General features: G+C 42.5%; 18 protein-coding genes. 1 reads left to right on the forward strand and 17 read right to left on the reverse strand.

Annotation, left to right across the window (positions count from 1 at the left end):
* Nucleotides 1–23: 23 nt before the first annotated feature.
* The 10 genes from C1712_RS05855 to C1712_RS05900 all read right to left on the reverse strand — a co-directional run bounded on the left by C1712_RS05855 (nt 24) and on the right by C1712_RS05900 (nt 7,514).
* Nucleotides 24–497: a threonine/serine exporter family protein gene (locus tag C1712_RS05855; RefSeq protein ID WP_102267635.1), complete on the reverse strand. Its 474-nt coding sequence runs from the start codon at nt 495–497 to the stop codon at nt 24–26.
* Entirely contained in the window at nt 494–1,267 is a 774-nt protein-coding gene (locus C1712_RS05860; protein ID WP_102267637.1) for a threonine/serine exporter family protein, read from the reverse strand. The genes C1712_RS05855 and C1712_RS05860 overlap by 4 nt, the downstream gene beginning before the upstream one ends.
* Nucleotides 1,268–1,554: 287 nt before the next feature.
* The gene (locus C1712_RS05865; RefSeq protein WP_245858074.1) at nt 1,555–2,199 is read right to left on the reverse strand and encodes an HAD family hydrolase; all 645 of its coding nucleotides are present in this window, start codon (nt 2,197–2,199) and stop codon (nt 1,555–1,557) included.
* 365 nt (nt 2,200–2,564) lie between these two features.
* Entirely contained in the window at nt 2,565–2,771 is a 207-nt protein-coding gene (locus C1712_RS05870; protein WP_102267641.1) for a hypothetical protein, read from the reverse strand.
* The gene (locus C1712_RS05875; RefSeq protein WP_102267643.1) at nt 2,752–3,063 is read right to left on the reverse strand and encodes a hypothetical protein; all 312 of its coding nucleotides are present in this window, start codon (nt 3,061–3,063) and stop codon (nt 2,752–2,754) included. Before C1712_RS05875 ends, C1712_RS05870 begins: the two co-directional genes overlap by 20 nt.
* 186 nt (nt 3,064–3,249) lie before the next feature.
* Nucleotides 3,250–4,056, reverse strand: coding sequence for a polysaccharide deacetylase family protein (locus tag C1712_RS05880; RefSeq protein ID WP_102267645.1), 807 nt, complete (start codon nt 4,054–4,056; stop codon nt 3,250–3,252).
* The gene (locus C1712_RS05885) at nt 4,053–4,361 is read right to left on the reverse strand and encodes a cyclic-di-AMP receptor (RefSeq protein ID WP_178200085.1); all 309 of its coding nucleotides are present in this window, start codon (nt 4,359–4,361) and stop codon (nt 4,053–4,055) included. The genes C1712_RS05880 and C1712_RS05885 overlap by 4 nt, the downstream gene beginning before the upstream one ends.
* A 14-nt stretch (nt 4,362–4,375) precedes the next feature.
* Nucleotides 4,376–5,533, reverse strand: a complete 1,158-nt coding sequence (wecB, locus tag C1712_RS05890; RefSeq protein ID WP_102267649.1) for a non-hydrolyzing UDP-N-acetylglucosamine 2-epimerase — start codon at nt 5,531–5,533, stop codon at nt 4,376–4,378.
* An 11-nt stretch (nt 5,534–5,544) separates the two neighbouring features.
* Nucleotides 5,545–6,255 carry a WecB/TagA/CpsF family glycosyltransferase gene (locus C1712_RS05895; RefSeq protein ID WP_102267651.1) on the reverse strand — a complete coding sequence of 237 codons (711 nt, stop codon included), beginning with the start codon at nt 6,253–6,255 and terminating at the stop codon, nt 5,545–5,547.
* 80 nt (nt 6,256–6,335) lie between these two features.
* Complete coding sequence (locus tag C1712_RS05900; protein ID WP_102269779.1) at nt 6,336–7,514, reverse strand: MerR family transcriptional regulator; 1,179 nt, start codon at nt 7,512–7,514, stop codon at nt 6,336–6,338.
* Nucleotides 7,515–7,769: 255 nt separating this feature from the next.
* Between C1712_RS05900 and C1712_RS05905 the strand changes: the two genes are divergently transcribed.
* Nucleotides 7,770–9,107, forward strand: coding sequence for an ISL3 family transposase (locus tag C1712_RS05905; RefSeq protein WP_102265770.1), 1,338 nt, complete (start codon nt 7,770–7,772; stop codon nt 9,105–9,107).
* A gap of 206 nt (nt 9,108–9,313) precedes the next feature.
* Here C1712_RS05905 and rfbD read toward each other — a convergent pair whose 3' ends face one another.
* The 7 genes from rfbD to C1712_RS05940 all read right to left on the reverse strand — a co-directional run bounded on the left by rfbD (nt 9,314) and on the right by C1712_RS05940 (nt 16,088).
* Nucleotides 9,314–10,156 carry a dTDP-4-dehydrorhamnose reductase gene (gene rfbD, locus C1712_RS05910; protein ID WP_102267653.1) on the reverse strand — a complete coding sequence of 281 codons (843 nt, stop codon included), beginning with the start codon at nt 10,154–10,156 and terminating at the stop codon, nt 9,314–9,316.
* 1 nt (nt 10,157) lies between these two features.
* Nucleotides 10,158–11,186 carry a dTDP-glucose 4,6-dehydratase gene (gene rfbB, locus C1712_RS05915; protein WP_102267655.1) on the reverse strand — a complete coding sequence of 343 codons (1,029 nt, stop codon included), beginning with the start codon at nt 11,184–11,186 and terminating at the stop codon, nt 10,158–10,160.
* Between the two features lie 4 nt (nt 11,187–11,190).
* Entirely contained in the window at nt 11,191–11,763 is a 573-nt protein-coding gene (gene rfbC / locus C1712_RS05920; RefSeq protein WP_102267656.1) for a dTDP-4-dehydrorhamnose 3,5-epimerase, read from the reverse strand.
* On the reverse strand, nt 11,760–12,653 hold the full coding sequence (gene rfbA / locus C1712_RS05925; protein WP_102267658.1) for a glucose-1-phosphate thymidylyltransferase RfbA: 894 nt from the start codon (nt 12,651–12,653) through the stop codon (nt 11,760–11,762). The genes rfbC and rfbA overlap by 4 nt, the downstream gene beginning before the upstream one ends.
* A 113-nt stretch (nt 12,654–12,766) precedes the next feature.
* On the reverse strand, nt 12,767–13,402 hold the full coding sequence (locus tag C1712_RS05930) for a helix-turn-helix domain-containing protein (RefSeq protein WP_102267660.1): 636 nt from the start codon (nt 13,400–13,402) through the stop codon (nt 12,767–12,769).
* A complete protein-coding gene (locus C1712_RS05935) occupies nt 13,383–14,060 on the reverse strand; it encodes a DUF3990 domain-containing protein (RefSeq protein ID WP_102267661.1) in 678 nt (225 codons plus the stop codon). The genes C1712_RS05930 and C1712_RS05935 overlap by 20 nt, the downstream gene beginning before the upstream one ends.
* 273 nt (nt 14,061–14,333) lie before the next feature.
* Entirely contained in the window at nt 14,334–16,088 is a 1,755-nt protein-coding gene (locus C1712_RS05940; RefSeq protein ID WP_102267663.1) for a phosphotransferase, read from the reverse strand.
* Nucleotides 16,089–16,098: the final 10 nt, after the last annotated feature.

Here is a 16,098-nt window from a genome sequence, read left to right on the forward strand (position 1 = left end):
TTATTTCCGTTATTCATTTATTTTTAACACTTTTCATGTGCTTTTATTCGTCTTTGATGTTTCTCCTTTAACCCAAAATACAATCTTGTCAAAGTAGATACCACCACGATGCCAAGTGCCAAGGCTCCGGCTTTCGATAAGGTATCCAGTCCGATCTTCAGCGCCTGATCGATATCTCCCTGCAATACTTCCACCATTGTTTCATACATACCGCCGCCCGGCACCAGCGGAAGCAGCGCACAGATCACAAATGTCGTAACCGGTGTGCGATAATAGCGCGCACAGATTTCCGAATACAGCGAAAACAGCACCGCCGCAAGAAACAGCGCCATCACTGCCCCCATTCCCTGTTTTACCAAAAACACATATGCAAAACCGCCAATGCTGCCGCCGGCCGCCGCTGCCCACAGTTTCGCCCCGCGGATATTGAATAAGATCGCAAAGCCCAACGTTGCCAAATAAGCAGAAATTGCCGCAACGATAAGATGATCGCTCATAAAGCACCTCCGATCCAGCTCATACACATACTAAGCGCAAACCCGACACCGAGCGCAATCGCCACTGCAACCAAAAATGCTTCACAAGCCCGTGTAAGTCCCGACACCAGATCACCGGCAACCGTATCCCTGATCGCATTGGTAATGGCAATGCCCGGCACCAGCAGCATGATACTGGAAATAATGATGATATCCAAGTTGCTTCCGATTTCGATCCACACCGTAAACACCGATAAAAATCCGGCTACCACCGAAGAAACAACAATATTAAAAAAAGTGTTGATCTGCAGCGTCTCCATTTTCAAGCTGACTGTTTTGATCGCCATTCCCACTAAGAAACTGGAAAACGCCTCACCCAATCCACCGCCGAAAAAAAACGCAAAACCAAATGCACTCAGCCCGGAAAACAGCCAAATCAGCAGTTCCGAATATCGCTGCCCGTTTTTTATCAAGGTCAGTTCCGCTTCCAGATCACGAACCGAAATCTTTTCATCACCGATACGCCGTGATAAATCATTGATCAAGTGGATCTTGTTTAAGTCCGTTCCCCGTTCATAGACTCGTTCTACCCTTGCATAATTGCGATCCTCATAAAAGAAAGAAGTCATGATCCCGGTCGGCATGACAAAACTGCTGGCATGCTGTACCCCGTAAGCATTGCAGATCCGAATGATCGTCTCTTCGACCCGATACGTCTCCGCACCGCTTTCCAAAAGCATACGTCCGGCAACGCTGGCAGCTTTCAATAATCGATTGGCATCTAGTGTCATACGCCTTTCCTAGTATGAAGCGATGTGCCTCATATCCCTTTCTTTCAACGTGATTATTATAAACTATTTCGCTCTTGCTGGAAACCGTTTTTCATCAGAGAAAGCAATTCCTGCTCTTTTCCGCTCATTCGCCGCATTTATGCGCAGCTTCTTTATGGCAGCCATGAAAAAAAGGCGTTCTGCCTAATGCGAGCGCCCCGTTTCATTTCATCATTTCCTTACTATCTGCATGGATTCTGCTGCACTCTGTTTTTTTGCCCTTTTCTGTCTTGCTGGTCGCTTTCATTTTACATCTGTTCGATCAAAGCCATCGCACCAAGCAGATCCTCCACCACTTCCGCATCACACTTTAACAATGCTTCCCTGCTTTGATGTCCGGCTGCCACCAAGATACACGTACACCCAACGCTGCAAGCTACTTCATAATCATGTACGCTGTCGCCGATAAACACGACTTCCTCTTTTCGCAGCCCTTTTTCTTCTATCATCCGTTTTGCCAATTCTGCCTTGCTGTGCGCATAATAATCCGATAAACCCCAAATATCTGAAAAATAATCGCTGATATCATACTGTGCCAGCTGCTCCTTTAGAAAAGATAACTGTGAAGCTGACAATAAGATTTGTTCTTTCCCTTTATGATGTAAACTTGCCAATGCCGTTTCTGCCTGTGCATATAAAGAACAATGCAGAGAAGCCGGCTGATATACCTCCATATAGCGTTGTGCCAGTATCGGAAACGGCTTTTTCTCAAAGTCAAAGCCGACTTTTTCATAATAAGCGATGACCGGAAACTGAAATACCGCGCGATACTGTGCTAGTGTTGCCAGAGGTGCTAATCCTTCTTCCCGCAGCAGCACATTGATTGTCTGAAATCCCAGCTCCACATCATTCAACAGCGTTCCGTTCCAATCCCATACGACATATCGTTTCATCTTCTTCACTCTCCAATGATCGTATTCTACCATAAGCAGGAGAAGAAGGGAAAACAATTTTTACAAGTTTTCCTGCTCACTGAAATGATTTCTGTTGATTGCTGCTGTTTTCCCAATAACGCTTACTGCCTGCTTATTACTTTATCATCTTCATCATCTCTTTCCTTTCTCCACTATCACTTTTTTCCTTCATGCTCCCTTTCCTCTTTCGCCTCTATTTCTTCTTGTTCTTCTTTGTAACCAAGTCCTTATCAAGATGCAAGCACTGCTTATCAACAAAAAAACAGCACGATGCACAAAAGCAAAGGACTTCTCCTGCCCTTTGCTTTTTCATTTGCCATGCTTGACGATCGCATCCGTTCCTTTCATAAGGAATCGTCCAATTTATCAAAGCGTTCCTCATACTGCTTCATCAAACAGCAGACAAGACGCTCATAATAGCGATAAGCGCGTCTTGCACAGCAGTCATCCGGATTTTGTTCCAAATAACGATACACCGTTTTGCGATGCTGTTCAACAATCTGAATTTGCTTTAGCAGCTCTGCTTCAAAATTACAGTCTGCCCTCTCCACAGCAGTGGCCATCTTCTGCTGCTTCTTCCGCAAAGACATTGTCAAATCCCTGTTCTTCGCCAAACGGACCGAAGCCGCCGCGATTTTCAACGACTGCGTTTACCCGCCAATGAGAGCAGCGGTTTGCACAGCCACAGTTAGAACGGCGACATCCGCACTGACGGCATCCACACTGATTGCGGCAGCCGCAGGTATGGCGCGCACAACCACAGCCACAGCGATTGGTATTGCCATTGTTGCCTACTTCACGCACTCTGACATCTGCGATAAAACGATTACTTCTACAAGTCATATGATTTTCCTCCTTGGACTTATCTGTTGTCCACTGTATCTTATGTGAGGAACATCTTTACAGGTAGGCTTTTTCTATGGAAACTGTTTTATCGCCTAATGATACAAAAAAGCGTCTTTCCTTTTTCAAAAAACGCTTCTTTCTTCATTTGCATATGATATTTACCGTTTTCTTTGCCTTGCTTCTTTATTGATTCAAATACCAGCGAAACAGAAACATCGGCGTATAGGCGTTGATACTGAAACGCGGCAGTTCATAAGCATCATCACTGCGTTTCATCTTATGGTATTGATGATAACTGAATGCCAGTTTTACCTTTTCCCTGCGCAGTGCGGCTTTTACCGCATCGTTATATTTACCGTATGGATATGCCATATAATCAGTAGAAACCGCTTCTTTGGCTGCTTTGATATCTTCGATCAGTTCTTTTTCACTATAAACATTGACCGCATACGTGCCTTCGATCTTACGGTGCAGATGGTAAAAGTGCGAATAGTAGCGCATCGTGCGATCATCTTGCAGTAAATCATATGGAATATGTGCTTTAGAAGGCGGATCCCATTTTTCATAGTCATATGGAATGCTGTATCCGATCACAAAGGTGCTCGCTTCAAAGCCATACTTTTCCAAGATCGGTTTCGCCAGTTCATAGGTGGAATAATAACTATCATCAAAAGTGATGACCACTGCCTTGCTGTCTAATTCCCGCTTCCCCTCATACCACTCATAAAGTTCATCAAGGGAGATCGTATGATAACCGTTCTCCTTCAGATAACGCATCTGTCTTTCAAATGAGGATAGCGTTGCTGTCCATGGATCAAACAAATATTCACGATATTTATCACCGTCTTCTGCCAAATGATGATAACCGAGTATCGCAATGCGATCTGTTTTTTCAGCCAACGGTTTTTCCCGGCTCATCCACATGATGCTAATGACAAGCAAAAGCAAGACAAGTAGGCAGCCGATCAAAATGCGATCACGCTTCTTCATGATTCCTTCCACTGCGGCAGTGCCACATGACGATCGATCGGCAAAACAAAGATCGCCGCCCGATGCAACAGCGCCTTTTTCGCTTCTTCCACGTGTTCAACAAAACGCACTGTCGTATGCGCTTGGATACATTGCGCGATTTGATCGATCTGCGATGGCTCACATCCAAGCAAAAAAGTCGTATTGCCATATTGCAAGAACTCCCCGGTCGTAGCGATCATCGTTGCCTGATAGCCATGCTCGCTTAATGCACTGCTGACACTGTCGCGATCTTCTTCTTTTACGATAAACAGTAATAATACCATAGAGCCTCCCATCGCTATTTCTTTTCCTGCTTCAACGTTTCGCACGGTTCTTCCGTTTTCAGCCGATCATCAAACCATGAAATGATCGCATCGGCGATTCGCTCGCTCGCATGCCCATCACCATATGGATTAGAAGCATGGTGCATGGCCGCATATGCCTGTGCATCACACAGCAGTTTTTTGGTTTCCTGATAAATCGTTTCTTCTTCTGTGCCCACCAGTTTCAACGTACCGGCCGCAATGCCTTCAGGGCGTTCCGTCGTATCACGCAGTACCAGCACCGGCTTGCCTAATGAGGGCGCTTCCTCCTGAATGCCGCCGCTATCCGTCAAGATCAAAGTCGCTTGATTTTGGAAGTTATGAAAATCCAGCACCTCCAGCGGTTCGATCAGCCGTACACGCTCCATTCCCGCGAATACCTCATTGGCAATCTCTCTGACCAAAGGATTTTTATGAATCGGGTAAAGTACCTTCACATCGTCAAATTCTTCGATGATCCGTTTGATTCCCTGAAAGATCTGCCGCATCGGTTCACCCAGATTTTCTCTTCGATGCGCAGTCAAAAGGATCATCCTGCTGCCTTTTGCCCATTCCAGCTGCGGATGGGTATAATCTTTCTTTATCGTTGTCGCCATCGCGTCAATTGCCGTATTGCCGGTAATCACGACCGTTTCCGGACGTTTCCCTTCCCTTAACAAATTTTGCGCGCTTTGTTTGGTTGGGGCAAAATGCAGATCTGCCAGCACGCCGACCATCTGCCGATTCATTTCTTCCGGATAAGGAGAATATTTATGCCAAGTACGCAGTCCCGCTTCCACATGTCCAACCGCGATCTGTTCATAAAAAGCCGCAAGCGCACCGGCAAAGGTCGTCGTCGTATCGCCATGCACCAACACGATATCCACACGCTCTTGCCGCATCACTTCCTGTAATCCCAAAAGCGCCCTTGTCGTTACATCTGCCAAACTTTGTCCCTGCTTCATAATGTTCAGATCATGATCCGGAATGAGATCAAATGCGTGCAGCACCTGGTCCAGCATTTCCCGATGCTGCGCCGTTACACAAAGCGTACAGTCGATCTCTTCACGCCGTTTTAATTCCTTTACCAGCGGCGCCATCTTGATGGCTTCCGGTCTTGTCCCAAACACACACATTACTTTGATCTTTCGCATGCGCCGCCTCCTTACTTCAATCGTTTTATTTCTCTTACAAAACGGATATTATTTTTCAAAAAACGCTTCATGCGCTTCGGCTCCTTGCCGATGCGATACAGCCATTCCATGCCATGATCGACAAAGAAATCCGGCGCCCGCCGCTTTGTACCGCTCAAGACGTCAATACTGCCGCCGACCCCGATAAAGATGCCTGATGAAAACTGATCCAAATACTGATAAAGCAAAAGTTCCTGCGCAGGAACACCTAATGCCGCCAATACGATATCCGCCTGCTCCTTACAGTTCTCAAGCAGGGCCGCTTCCTTATCCGCAACATAGCCGTTAATCAGTTTTGTGACGATGATCTGCGGATAGTGCTTTTCGATCTGCCTTGCAAAGCGATCCAGTACCTCCTGCGTACAGCCAAGCACCATGAGCTTTTTATGACAGCGGTTTGCCTCTTCCAATAAATGCGCAACTACATCTACGCCCGCAATTTTTTCCACCGATCGTTTCCCGATGCGATGACAGGCCTTTACCACGCCGATGCCGTCGGCAATGATCTCTGTTCGCTCATCTAATAACATCGCGGCAATTCTCACTGAATCCAAGGAAGCCATGATGATCTCCGGATTGGCAGTTACAATAAAACGCTTCTCTCCATGAATCAAACTTTCGCTCAATTCCTGAAAAAAAGCCTGTTTCCGATCCTGATATACTTTTTCCAGTATTTTCTTCATCCAATCACCAGTTAGATTATATCATAAGTCATGCCATTATCCCAATAGCTTCCAAGACAGATTGTAAAAGAAACATTGCTTCATGCTTTTATAAGGGGATGGGAACAGATAAAAAGTCCGGCATCCTTGGTGATGGTAAGCGCACCCTGTTCTTGTATCTGTGTTTCGATAAACTGTTTGAACTGCGGCACATGATTGCCGATGATCTCGTTTTGGTTGCCATGACAACTCAAAATATAATCGACCAGCGGCTGTGCCTGATCTACGACCAGCTTATCTTCATAACGCACGAACTGTACCTGTGCAAAATGCTCCTTTAACAGCGCATGGCCGTTTTCTAAGCCAAAGCGTTCATATAAACATTCATCAGATAATGAGATCCGCTCATCAAATGCCTTTGCCAGTTCACTTAATTCAGCCATATGTGCTTTGCCATACGTACTGCAATATAAAATGCCCTGTTTTCCCAAGACCCGCGTGATTTCATGCAGGCAGCTCTGCACATCCTTCACATAAAACAGCATATGATTGGCGATCACCGTATCAAAGTAAGCATTCTTAAAAGGGATCTGTTTGGCATCAATGACAAGATAACTGAAATCATCGCCGGCGATCTGCTTGGCCTGTGCCAACATGCCTTCGGAAATGTCAGACAGAAAAAACTCCCGGTTGCGCACATTGATCTTATGATACTCCCACAGTTTGCCATTCCCGCATCCCAGCTCCAGCAGTTTATTTACCTTGGAAAAATCGATCTGCTGATAAAGCCAGTCAAACCAGTGGATCGGGCTGATCGAATAACGCTCATGCAGGTGAATGCGCACATTGAGGTTGGTCGCATCTTTATAATGCGAGATGATTTTTTCTTCTTGCGTCGTCTGTCGAATCAGCGCCGCGATTCGTTCTGCATTCAGTTCCTGCTTCTCCAATAAGGAAATCCCGGTACGCAAAGAATCCTTTAACCCTTTTAAGTGCGCCAGACGCTGATCAATGAAAGCGATCTGTGTTTCAAAGGATTCTTTCAGCGTATGACGATCCTCATTCAAGATCATCGGAAAGATCTCTTCCAAAGAGAATCCCAGCTGCTTGTAAAAAACGATTTTTTGCAGTTGGATCAAATCATCATCACTGTATTTGCGATAGCCGTTTTCCATGATCAAAGACGGCTTCAATAAGCCGATCTTGTCATAATAGCGAAGGGTACGCTGGGTAACATTTGCCAGCTTCGCAAATTCACCGCTGAAATAGTATCGTTTCATACTGCTATTATAGCGATGATCGTTCATTTTGACTACCGAAAAATATGTTTTTTTTCAAATCCATTTCACCTGTTTTCGAAGCGATCACAACATTTCTTTCTTCGGCGCTCTAAACTTCCGTGTGGGTGTGGGTACGCCCTAAACTTATGTGTGGTATTTTTCAGATACCTCTAACATTTTGTGTGGGTGAATAAAAAACCTTCGTGATATGATTTCTTTGTCGAGAAGAAATTACACGAAGGAGGTATTTAACCTATGAATGATTTTATCACAGATTTATTTAATATTGATAGAAAAAAGATTAAAAAAATGAATGTTGTTACTAGTAAGGATAAAACTGAGTTTCATATCGTCTTAAACCACGATGGTGATTTATTTTGTCCTTTTTGTTATGGTGTCGTTCATGCCAATGGCTATTCGAAACCTAAAATAATCAATCACCCTAAACTAACAGATAGAAAAGCGGTAATTATCTTTTATAACCATCGTTATCAATGCAACGAATGCTTGCGTACTTTCTCTGGGAAAAATCCTTTCACTTTTTCTAACTTTAGAAATTCTTATCTTTCTTTTGAAAACATTATGAAGCAGCTTTCTAATTTGAATTATTCATATAAAATGGTAGCTGAGCTGAACCATATCTCTCCTACCCAAGTACAAAGATATTTTGATAGCTTCGTAAACATTCCTAGAATCACTCTACCTGAATCTATAGGGATTGATGAGATTCATTCAAAAATGGCAAAACGAAAAGATTCTGCTTATTTATGTGTGATGGTGGATAATAAGAAACGTTCTCTTTTTGAAATACTTCCATCTCGTTCTAAAGCAGAATTAAAACGTTATTTTGAAAAGATTCCTCAAATAGAACGGAACAACGTAAAATATGTAACCATTGATATGTGGTTTCCTTATAAAGAAGTAGCGAATAAGTATTTCCCTAACTGCATTGTAGCTGTTGATCCATTTCATGTTGTCGAACATTTAATGACTAGTTTCCGCCGTATACGTCTTAATATCATGTATCAGGTAGAATATGGCAGTGATAGTTACTATTTACTCAAAACATGGAAAGACTTAATTGAAAAGAATGTTTTTCTCGATAATGAACCAGTCTACAATAATCGCTTCAAAATGAAACTAAACAAAAGACAGCTACTTGATTTAATTCTTGAGATTAGTGAAACATTGGCTTTAGGATATCACCTAAAAGAGATGTATTTAACCTTTAATAAAAATGCAACGGAAGAAAATTGTGAGGAATGGTTCAATTCTATTTTAGAAGCTTTTAAAAAATCAGGAATATCAGAGTTCCATGATTTTATTCAAACACTTGAAAACTGGAAACCAGAAATTCTTAATTCATTCAAAAGACCTTTTGATGAGCACAAACTAAGCAATGCACTCTGTGAAAATATCAATGGGCAAATTAGAACATATTTATCTGTATCAAAAGGAGTATCTAATTTTATCCGTTTTAGAAAAAGATGTATTTTTGCTTTAAATCCAAAGGTTTTCTATTCAATTACAAATCAATTAAAATCTAATAAAGTTCAAGGCAAAAGAAGAGGCAAATATAATAAAAACAAATAAATAAATGAATCGTACTTCTCGACACATAAAAAGGTGGTTCATTAGTACTTACTTGTACTAAATATACCACCTTTTATCTCATCTTAAACCACTCGAAAGTTTAGAGTTCATTTTCTCAAAACCACTCGAAAGTTTAGATTACTCTTTCTTCACCAAAAAAGGCGAAGCACACCTTTCTCATGCCTTCACCTAATATTGATTCGATTCTATTCGGCAATTTCTTTCAGATAGCGGGATAAAGCGTCCTGCCAGCTCGGCAAACGGGTAAAACCATGTTTATCCAGTTCACTGCGATTCATCCGGCTGTTTTTCGGACGTTTTGCTTTTGCCGGGAAAGCGTCGCTGTCGACCGGTGTTACGGCAACATCCATTTTAGCCTGTTTGAAGATCTCACAGGCGAACTCATACCAGCTGCAAAGTCCTTCATTGGTCGCATGATAGATTCCATAAGCATCGGTTTGGATCATATCGACGACCAGCCGCGCTAAGTCATACGTATAGGTCGGTGAACCGATCTGATCATTGACAACACTGACGGCACCTTTTTCTTTTCCCAGACGCAGCATCGTCTTGATAAAGTTATTGCCGTTTTTCCCAAATACCCAAGCAATGCGGACAATGAAGAATTTTTTCAGCTTTTCCACTGCCAATTCCCCTTCATATTTGGTCTGTCCATATACATTCAACGGATGTCTTTCATCGTATTCTTCCCAAGGGCGTACTCCCTCTCCATCAAATACATAATCTGTTGAAAAATACATCATCGGGATATCCAGCTCTGCACACACTTTGGCGATATTGGCAGTTCCTTCCGCATTGACTTTACGGCAGACATCGACCATTTCCTCAGCTTTGTCTACCGCCGTCCACGCAGCGCAGTGTACCACCGCATCATAATGACCGCTTTTGATCACTTGATCGACTTGCGACGCATCGGTAATATCCATTTCTTCAATATCAACACCGACTGCCTCGATACCGCGTTGCTCTGCCTCATTGACGACATCATATCCCAGCTGTCCTTTTACTCCGGTTACTAAGATCTTCATATTAAACGCGTCCTTTTTCTTTATACATTTTATCAAAATAATTTTGATATTCCCCGCTTAAAATGTTTTCCCACCATTCCCGATTATCCAAATACCACTGGATCGTCTGCTGAATACCGGTGTCAAAGTTATATTTCGGTTTCCATCCCAGTTCGGTTTCTAATTTGGTCGGATCAATGGCATAGCGCATATCATGTCCTTTGCGGTCCGCCACATATTTGATCAGGGATTCCGGTTTGTTTAACGCATGCAGGATCGTCTTTACGACTTCCAGATTGGTTCTTTCATTATGACCGCCGACATTGTAGATCTCACCTTCTTTGCCTTTGCGAATGATCAGATCAATGGCAACACAGTGATCATAGACATGCAGCCAGTCGCGGACATTTTCTCCGGTACCGTAAACCGGCAGGCTTTCATCAGCAAGCGCTCTTGAGATCATGAGCGGGATCAGCTTTTCCGGGAAATGATAAGGTCCATAGTTATTGGAGCAGCGAGAGATCGTGACCGGCAGCCCATATGTGCGATGATAGGCCAATACGAATAAATCAGCGCTTGCCTTTGCCGAACTGTAAGGGCTGGAAGTATGAAGCGGTGTCGTTTCGGTAAAGAACAGATCAGGACGATCTAAAGGCAGATCGCCATATACTTCATCTGTCGATACCTGATGATAGCGCTTGATGCCATACTTTACACAGGCATCTAACAGTGTCGTTGTTCCTAACACATTGGTCTTGACAAAAATTTCCGGGTCTTCGATGCTGCGATCCACATGTGATTCCGCCGCAAAATTGACGACTACGTCAAAGTGTTCTTTTTCAAACAGATCAAAGATAAACGCGCGATCGGCAATATCACCTTTCACAAAACGGTAGTTAGGCTTTCCTTCCACCGGCTTGCAGGTTTCTAAATTGCCCGCATACGTTAATTTATCCAGATTGACGATCATATCATCGGGATAGTTTTCTACCATGTAATGTACAAAGTTGCCGCCGATAAAGCCGGCGCCTCCGGTTACTAAATATTTCATATCACTATTCTCCTTCCCATACAAACTGATTGTTTGCTTCTTCTAAAGTAGGTCCGTTTTTATCTTTCTCACTTAAGACCGGTTCTATTCCATTTAACAAAGAACCCCAGTCCACCTGTACACTCGGATCATCGTAGCGCATGCCGCCCTCTGATTCTTTGTTATAGACATTGTCTACTTTATAGCGGAATTCCACATCCGGCGTCAAAGTCAAAAAGCCATGTGCAAAGCCCTGCGGTATGAAAAACTGGCGATGATTTTCCGCACTGAGCTCCACGCTGACCCACTCGCCGTAAGTAGGACTGTTCTTGCGAATATCTACTGCCACATCGATGACTTTGCCTTTACTGCAAGATACCAGTTTGGATTGTGCATAGGGCGGATTTTGCCAGTGTAAGCCGCGCAGGGTTCCCTGCTGCGCTGAAAAAGACATATTGTCCTGTACGAAATCGACACAGATGCCCAGCGCTTCATATTTCGGTTTTGAATAGGTTTCGCAGAAATAACCGCGGTGATCCCCGAACACATCGGTTTCAATGATCAAAACACCGGGAATCTTGGTTTCGATTACTTTCATGCTTTCACTCCCTTATCGACATATTTGCGATCCATGATCTTTTTCAGATAAGCGCCGTACTGGTTTTTCTTATAGATCTCATAGGTTTCTTCTAATTGCTTCAAATCGATCCAGCCGTTGTCAAAGGCAATTTCTTCTAAGCAGGCGATCTTGCGGTGCTGATGCTCTTCGATCGTCTTTACAAAATTGGTGGCATCTACCAATGATTCATGTGTACCGGTGTCTAACCAAGTAAAGCCATCACCTAGCAGTGTTACATCTAAAGCGCCGGTTTCTAAATAGATGCGGTTTAGATCGGTGATCTCCAATTCACCGCGTGCGCTCGGCTTTAAGTTTTTCGCATATTCCACTACTTTGTTATCATAGAAATATAAGCCCGTTACCGCATAGTTTGATTTCGGGTTCACCGGTTTTTCCTCTAAGGAAACCGCTTTGCCGTTTTCATCGAATTCCACGACGCCGAAGCGTTCCGGATCTTCTACATAGTAGCCGAAAACCGTTGCGCCGCTTTGTTTAGATGCGGCTGCGCGCAGACGTTTGGTAAGTCCGTGCCCATGGAAAATGTTATCACCTAAGATCATCGCGCAGCTGTCGCTTCCGATAAAATCGGCGCCGAGGATGAAAGCCTGTGCCAAGCCATCCGGTGAAGGCTGAACGACATATTGCAGTTCTACGCCGAACTGGTGTCCATCGCCTAGTAATTCCCGAAAGCGCGGCGTATCATCCGGAGTAGAGATGATCAAGATCTCACGGATGCCGGCGCTCATTAAAATGCTCATTGGATAATAAATCATCGGTTTGTCGTAAATCGGCAGCAGCTGTTTGCTTGTTACTTTGGTTAGTGGATATAAGCGGGTTCCACTGCCGCCTGCTAATATGATTCCTTTCATATCAGTACCTCCTGTATACGGATAAAGAATAAACCATGACGTTACGTCATGGTCAAGTGATAAATAAAGAAAAGATCAGTTTGCTTCCAAATCACTTCTTTTTTATAAGAATGTTACTCTAATAAATCCTCCATAGAGCAATGCAGCCGATTGGCAAGTGCGTAAACCGTGATCGCTGAAGCTTTTTTTATATCCTTTGCCCCTTGCTCATACTGCTGGATCATTCTAAGGGCAACACCTGTCTGCTCTGCCAATTCTTTTTGCGTGTATCCCTGCAACAACCGATATTTCTGTAACTTTGATCGATGCGGTTGGCGGCTGATGCGTTTTTCCATGACGTCCGTAAATTTATGAACCGACGCTTCATGCAGAGAACTGTATAAATTGATCAGATCTGTTACTGTAATATAATAAGACAACTGCTTGAAAGTCATACCGGAATACCACTGATAATATGCTAAAATCCAGCCGCACCAATATGCTTCTGCATAATCATAAAACACTTCCCGCTTTTTTTCATGATGCACTAATCCGCATTCGGAAAGCAGTTCTAAGACCAATTCCGCTCCTGTTCGTCCTGCTACATATTTAGGATTGCCCTTTTCAAACTGTTTGCCGACATGTGAAACAAAAAGCATGGCATAAAAATCAGATAATGCAATATCACATGTATTTTGTGCATATTCAAAAGCTTCTCCTAAAATACACATCGCATCGTGCACATAACTTTCATCGTAAGCGTGGATCATTTGGCAGTACCTCCTCTTTGATCATATCTCTCATATACAGACCATCTATATCATCTTGCAAAATCACTTTTCTAAATGCAAGCCGCGCTTCTTGATCGCGCTTCATTCGCTTTGCATAATAGATCGATTCATCTACTGGATAAAAGGATACGAAGCAAAGATGTTGAAATGCTTTTTGTGATTTCAAAACATATTGTTTGCCTAACTCCCCTAGTGCCATTGCATAGTTTAGTTGTTTTAATGAAATCTCATTACTTAAAAAAGAACGTACAAAACTAAAATAAGAATCGTCTGCGCGATACCCGATGATCATATCATATTCCGAAATATCGATTAAATAGTTTTTTCTCAACCATGCAGCACCTTTTTCCATGATCGGTGTTCTTAAATCAACTTTGCGATGTTCCATCAGCAATGCAAGCCAGTGTAAAACGGTATATTCTGAACCGGATAAATCACAAATATTTAAGTCATCTGTATCAATCTCATATTCATTCACATAACCATCTGTTCCTTCAGTACATGCCCATTCTTTTGCCAACTCCATGTATCTTGTGCAATAAAATCCCTTGCCATAATCATTATAACTTTTCCCTTTTTCCAAAACTGGTTTCTGCGCGATTTCCGCAGACCCATGATAAAAAATTACTTTATTCATTGTCTCTCCTCCGTATATATTAATTGCTTCATTTGCATCTATATTATATCTCTATAGAGATATAATAGCAATAAATCTGTCACTTTACTTCATTAAGAAAAAAGGATTGCTTCCTACCATTTATTTTTTCCAGCTGCACTGTTTTCGAACACACGTGTTTATCAAATGCCTTGTTTCCTAAGCCACATACGAAAATAACCCTATATCGAAACATATCACAATGTATATGCCTAGACACAGGGTTATTTACTTTATCATAAAGTCATACTATGTTTACAACAAATGATCTGCATATTTTTTCGCCATTTCATACCACTGGTACAGTGATTCTCCCATGATTGCACCGCAAGATTCCCGATACATTGCCCATACAAACCAATAATATGCAATGATTGCCGTATATGCCATATAATGGAAACATCGCTGTTCATTGTAGTCTTCTTTCAGATAGGCACGAATAAATTGCTCTGCCTGATCAAACTCGTACATAGCATCGACGATATAATAACCAATATCAATACCGGGATCAGAATATCCGGAATATTCCCAGTCAATTAAGATCACATCTTCATCTGCTTTGATCATCCAGTTAGGCCGATACGTATCCCCATGACAAAAACACTTTTTCACTCCGTCCGCTTTTGTCATTTGATACAGCTTCCCAATCTTTTCTTTCAATGGATAAAAAGTGTGAAAGCAAGAAGGATCTTTTTTTACCAGCAGTTCTTCCATTGTCAACGCGTCTTCCCAAGGACGCATACCATAATCAACTGAAACCGGAATTGCGTGCAGCCGTCGCAGCACTGCCAAAATTTTCTCAGTATCATCAAAGTTTTGATAGTCCGGTTCGCGAAAAGAAGGAATATAAATCGAGATCTTCCAGCCCTCGTTTATATCCATATACACATAAGTCGGATCAAAGCCCCATTCTTTTGCGATTTCCAGCGAGCGTTTTTCATGACTTCGATTGATAATATTTTCTGTGCCATCACCGGGATGCCGATAAATATAATCTACGCCATCTATTTGAAAGATGAAGGAAGTGTTGGTCATTCCTTCTTCAACCTTTCTAAAATGACAGATCTTAGCTTCTTCACAATGAAACACCGACTGAATGTTACTGATGATCTTACTTTGGGTATGATGGATATACTGTTCATCAAATTTACGCAGTTCATCAAAATAATCAAACTCAAAGATAACATTCGCTGCATACTCTTTCAAATAAAACGGCGGCAGTTCCGGTAAATGATCCTTTACCAGCCATTCCCAAAACAAAGAATCATACATGCCGATGCTTCGATCCGCTTCAGCAAGTTCAAGAAACTTAGACGCAAATGGCTTTTGCCAAAAGGCATGTCCCATTAAAATCAAGCCTTCGGCTTTCCCTTTCTTCATTTCCACAATACGCATTTGTTCATCAGTTTCCACGTACATTTCATTTGTTCTATCCCGTACCGTCACTCCCGCATAAAATGACTGATATTCATACTGATGGAAAGGGTTATCCATGAAATAATTATCACAGGAACAAATATAGGTATTCTTCATTTCATTCCGTGCCAGATACAGACTTTCGATATTGTTTTTTATATTATAGGCCGCATTAAAAATGAATTTCACTTGATACTTCTCCTTTAAGTAAAAAAACATTTCCTTCTTATAGCCTAATACAACGGTAATATCTTTGATTCCGGCTTCCTGTAATTGTTCGATCTGCCGATCGATCAAGCGTTTTCCTTTTACTTCATATAAACCCTTCGGCTTTTCCAGCGATAAAGGGACAAATCTTGTAGAAGCACCGGCCGCCATAATAATGGCATTGTCTACCCGATAAGGCTCCAGCGCCTGTATTCCCGCAGCTGTGATCTTTCCGCTGTGACGATCAATATATCCTTTCCCAACCAAACGTTCATAGGAAAGCGAATCTGAAAGTATTTGTGTCAAAGCCACTTCCGGCAATTCATTTTTTCTTTCGGTCCCTCTCTCATATAAATGATTCAAGATCGTAAACTCTGCTTTTGTCATGATAGAATCT

Origin of the sequence: Massilicoli timonensis, from assembly GCF_900199515.1 — a bacterium.
Classification (GTDB): Bacteria; Bacillota_I; Bacilli_A; order Erysipelotrichales; family Erysipelotrichaceae; genus Massilicoli; species Massilicoli timonensis.

Bases quoted from the DNA above. Each gene is read 5' to 3' on its own strand.
- C1712_RS05855 (WP_102267635.1), bottom strand. From the start codon at position 497: ATGAGCGATCATCTTATCGTTGCGGCAATTTCTGCTTATTTGGCAACG.
- C1712_RS05860 (WP_102267637.1), bottom strand. From the start codon at position 1,267: ATGACACTAGATGCCAATCGATTATTGAAAGCTGCCAGCGTTGCCGGA.
- C1712_RS05865 (WP_245858074.1), bottom strand. From the start codon at position 2,199: ATGAAACGATATGTCGTATGGGATTGGAACGGAACGCTGTTGAATGAT.
- C1712_RS05875 (WP_102267643.1), bottom strand. From the start codon at position 3,063: ATGACTTGTAGAAGTAATCGTTTTATCGCAGATGTCAGAGTGCGTGAA.
- C1712_RS05880 (WP_102267645.1), bottom strand. From the start codon at position 4,056: ATGAAGAAGCGTGATCGCATTTTGATCGGCTGCCTACTTGTCTTGCTT.
- C1712_RS05885 (WP_178200085.1), bottom strand. From the start codon at position 4,361: ATGGTATTATTACTGTTTATCGTAAAAGAAGAAGATCGCGACAGTGTC.
- wecB (WP_102267649.1), bottom strand. From the start codon at position 5,533: ATGCGAAAGATCAAAGTAATGTGTGTGTTTGGGACAAGACCGGAAGCC.
- C1712_RS05895 (WP_102267651.1), bottom strand. From the start codon at position 6,255: ATGAAGAAAATACTGGAAAAAGTATATCAGGATCGGAAACAGGCTTTT.
- C1712_RS05900 (WP_102269779.1), bottom strand. From the start codon at position 7,514: ATGAAACGATACTATTTCAGCGGTGAATTTGCGAAGCTGGCAAATGTT.
- C1712_RS05905 (WP_102265770.1), top strand. From the start codon at position 7,770: ATGAATGATTTTATCACAGATTTATTTAATATTGATAGAAAAAAGATT.
- rfbD (WP_102267653.1), bottom strand. From the start codon at position 10,156: ATGAAGATCTTAGTAACCGGAGTAAAAGGACAGCTGGGATATGATGTC.
- rfbB (WP_102267655.1), bottom strand. From the start codon at position 11,186: ATGAAATATTTAGTAACCGGAGGCGCCGGCTTTATCGGCGGCAACTTT.
- rfbC (WP_102267656.1), bottom strand. From the start codon at position 11,763: ATGAAAGTAATCGAAACCAAGATTCCCGGTGTTTTGATCATTGAAACC.
- rfbA (WP_102267658.1), bottom strand. From the start codon at position 12,653: ATGAAAGGAATCATATTAGCAGGCGGCAGTGGAACCCGCTTATATCCA.
- C1712_RS05930 (WP_102267660.1), bottom strand. From the start codon at position 13,402: ATGATCCACGCTTACGATGAAAGTTATGTGCACGATGCGATGTGTATT.
- C1712_RS05935 (WP_102267661.1), bottom strand. From the start codon at position 14,060: ATGAATAAAGTAATTTTTTATCATGGGTCTGCGGAAATCGCGCAGAAA.
- C1712_RS05940 (WP_102267663.1), bottom strand. From the start codon at position 16,088: ATGACAAAAGCAGAGTTTACGATCTTGAATCATTTATATGAGAGAGGG.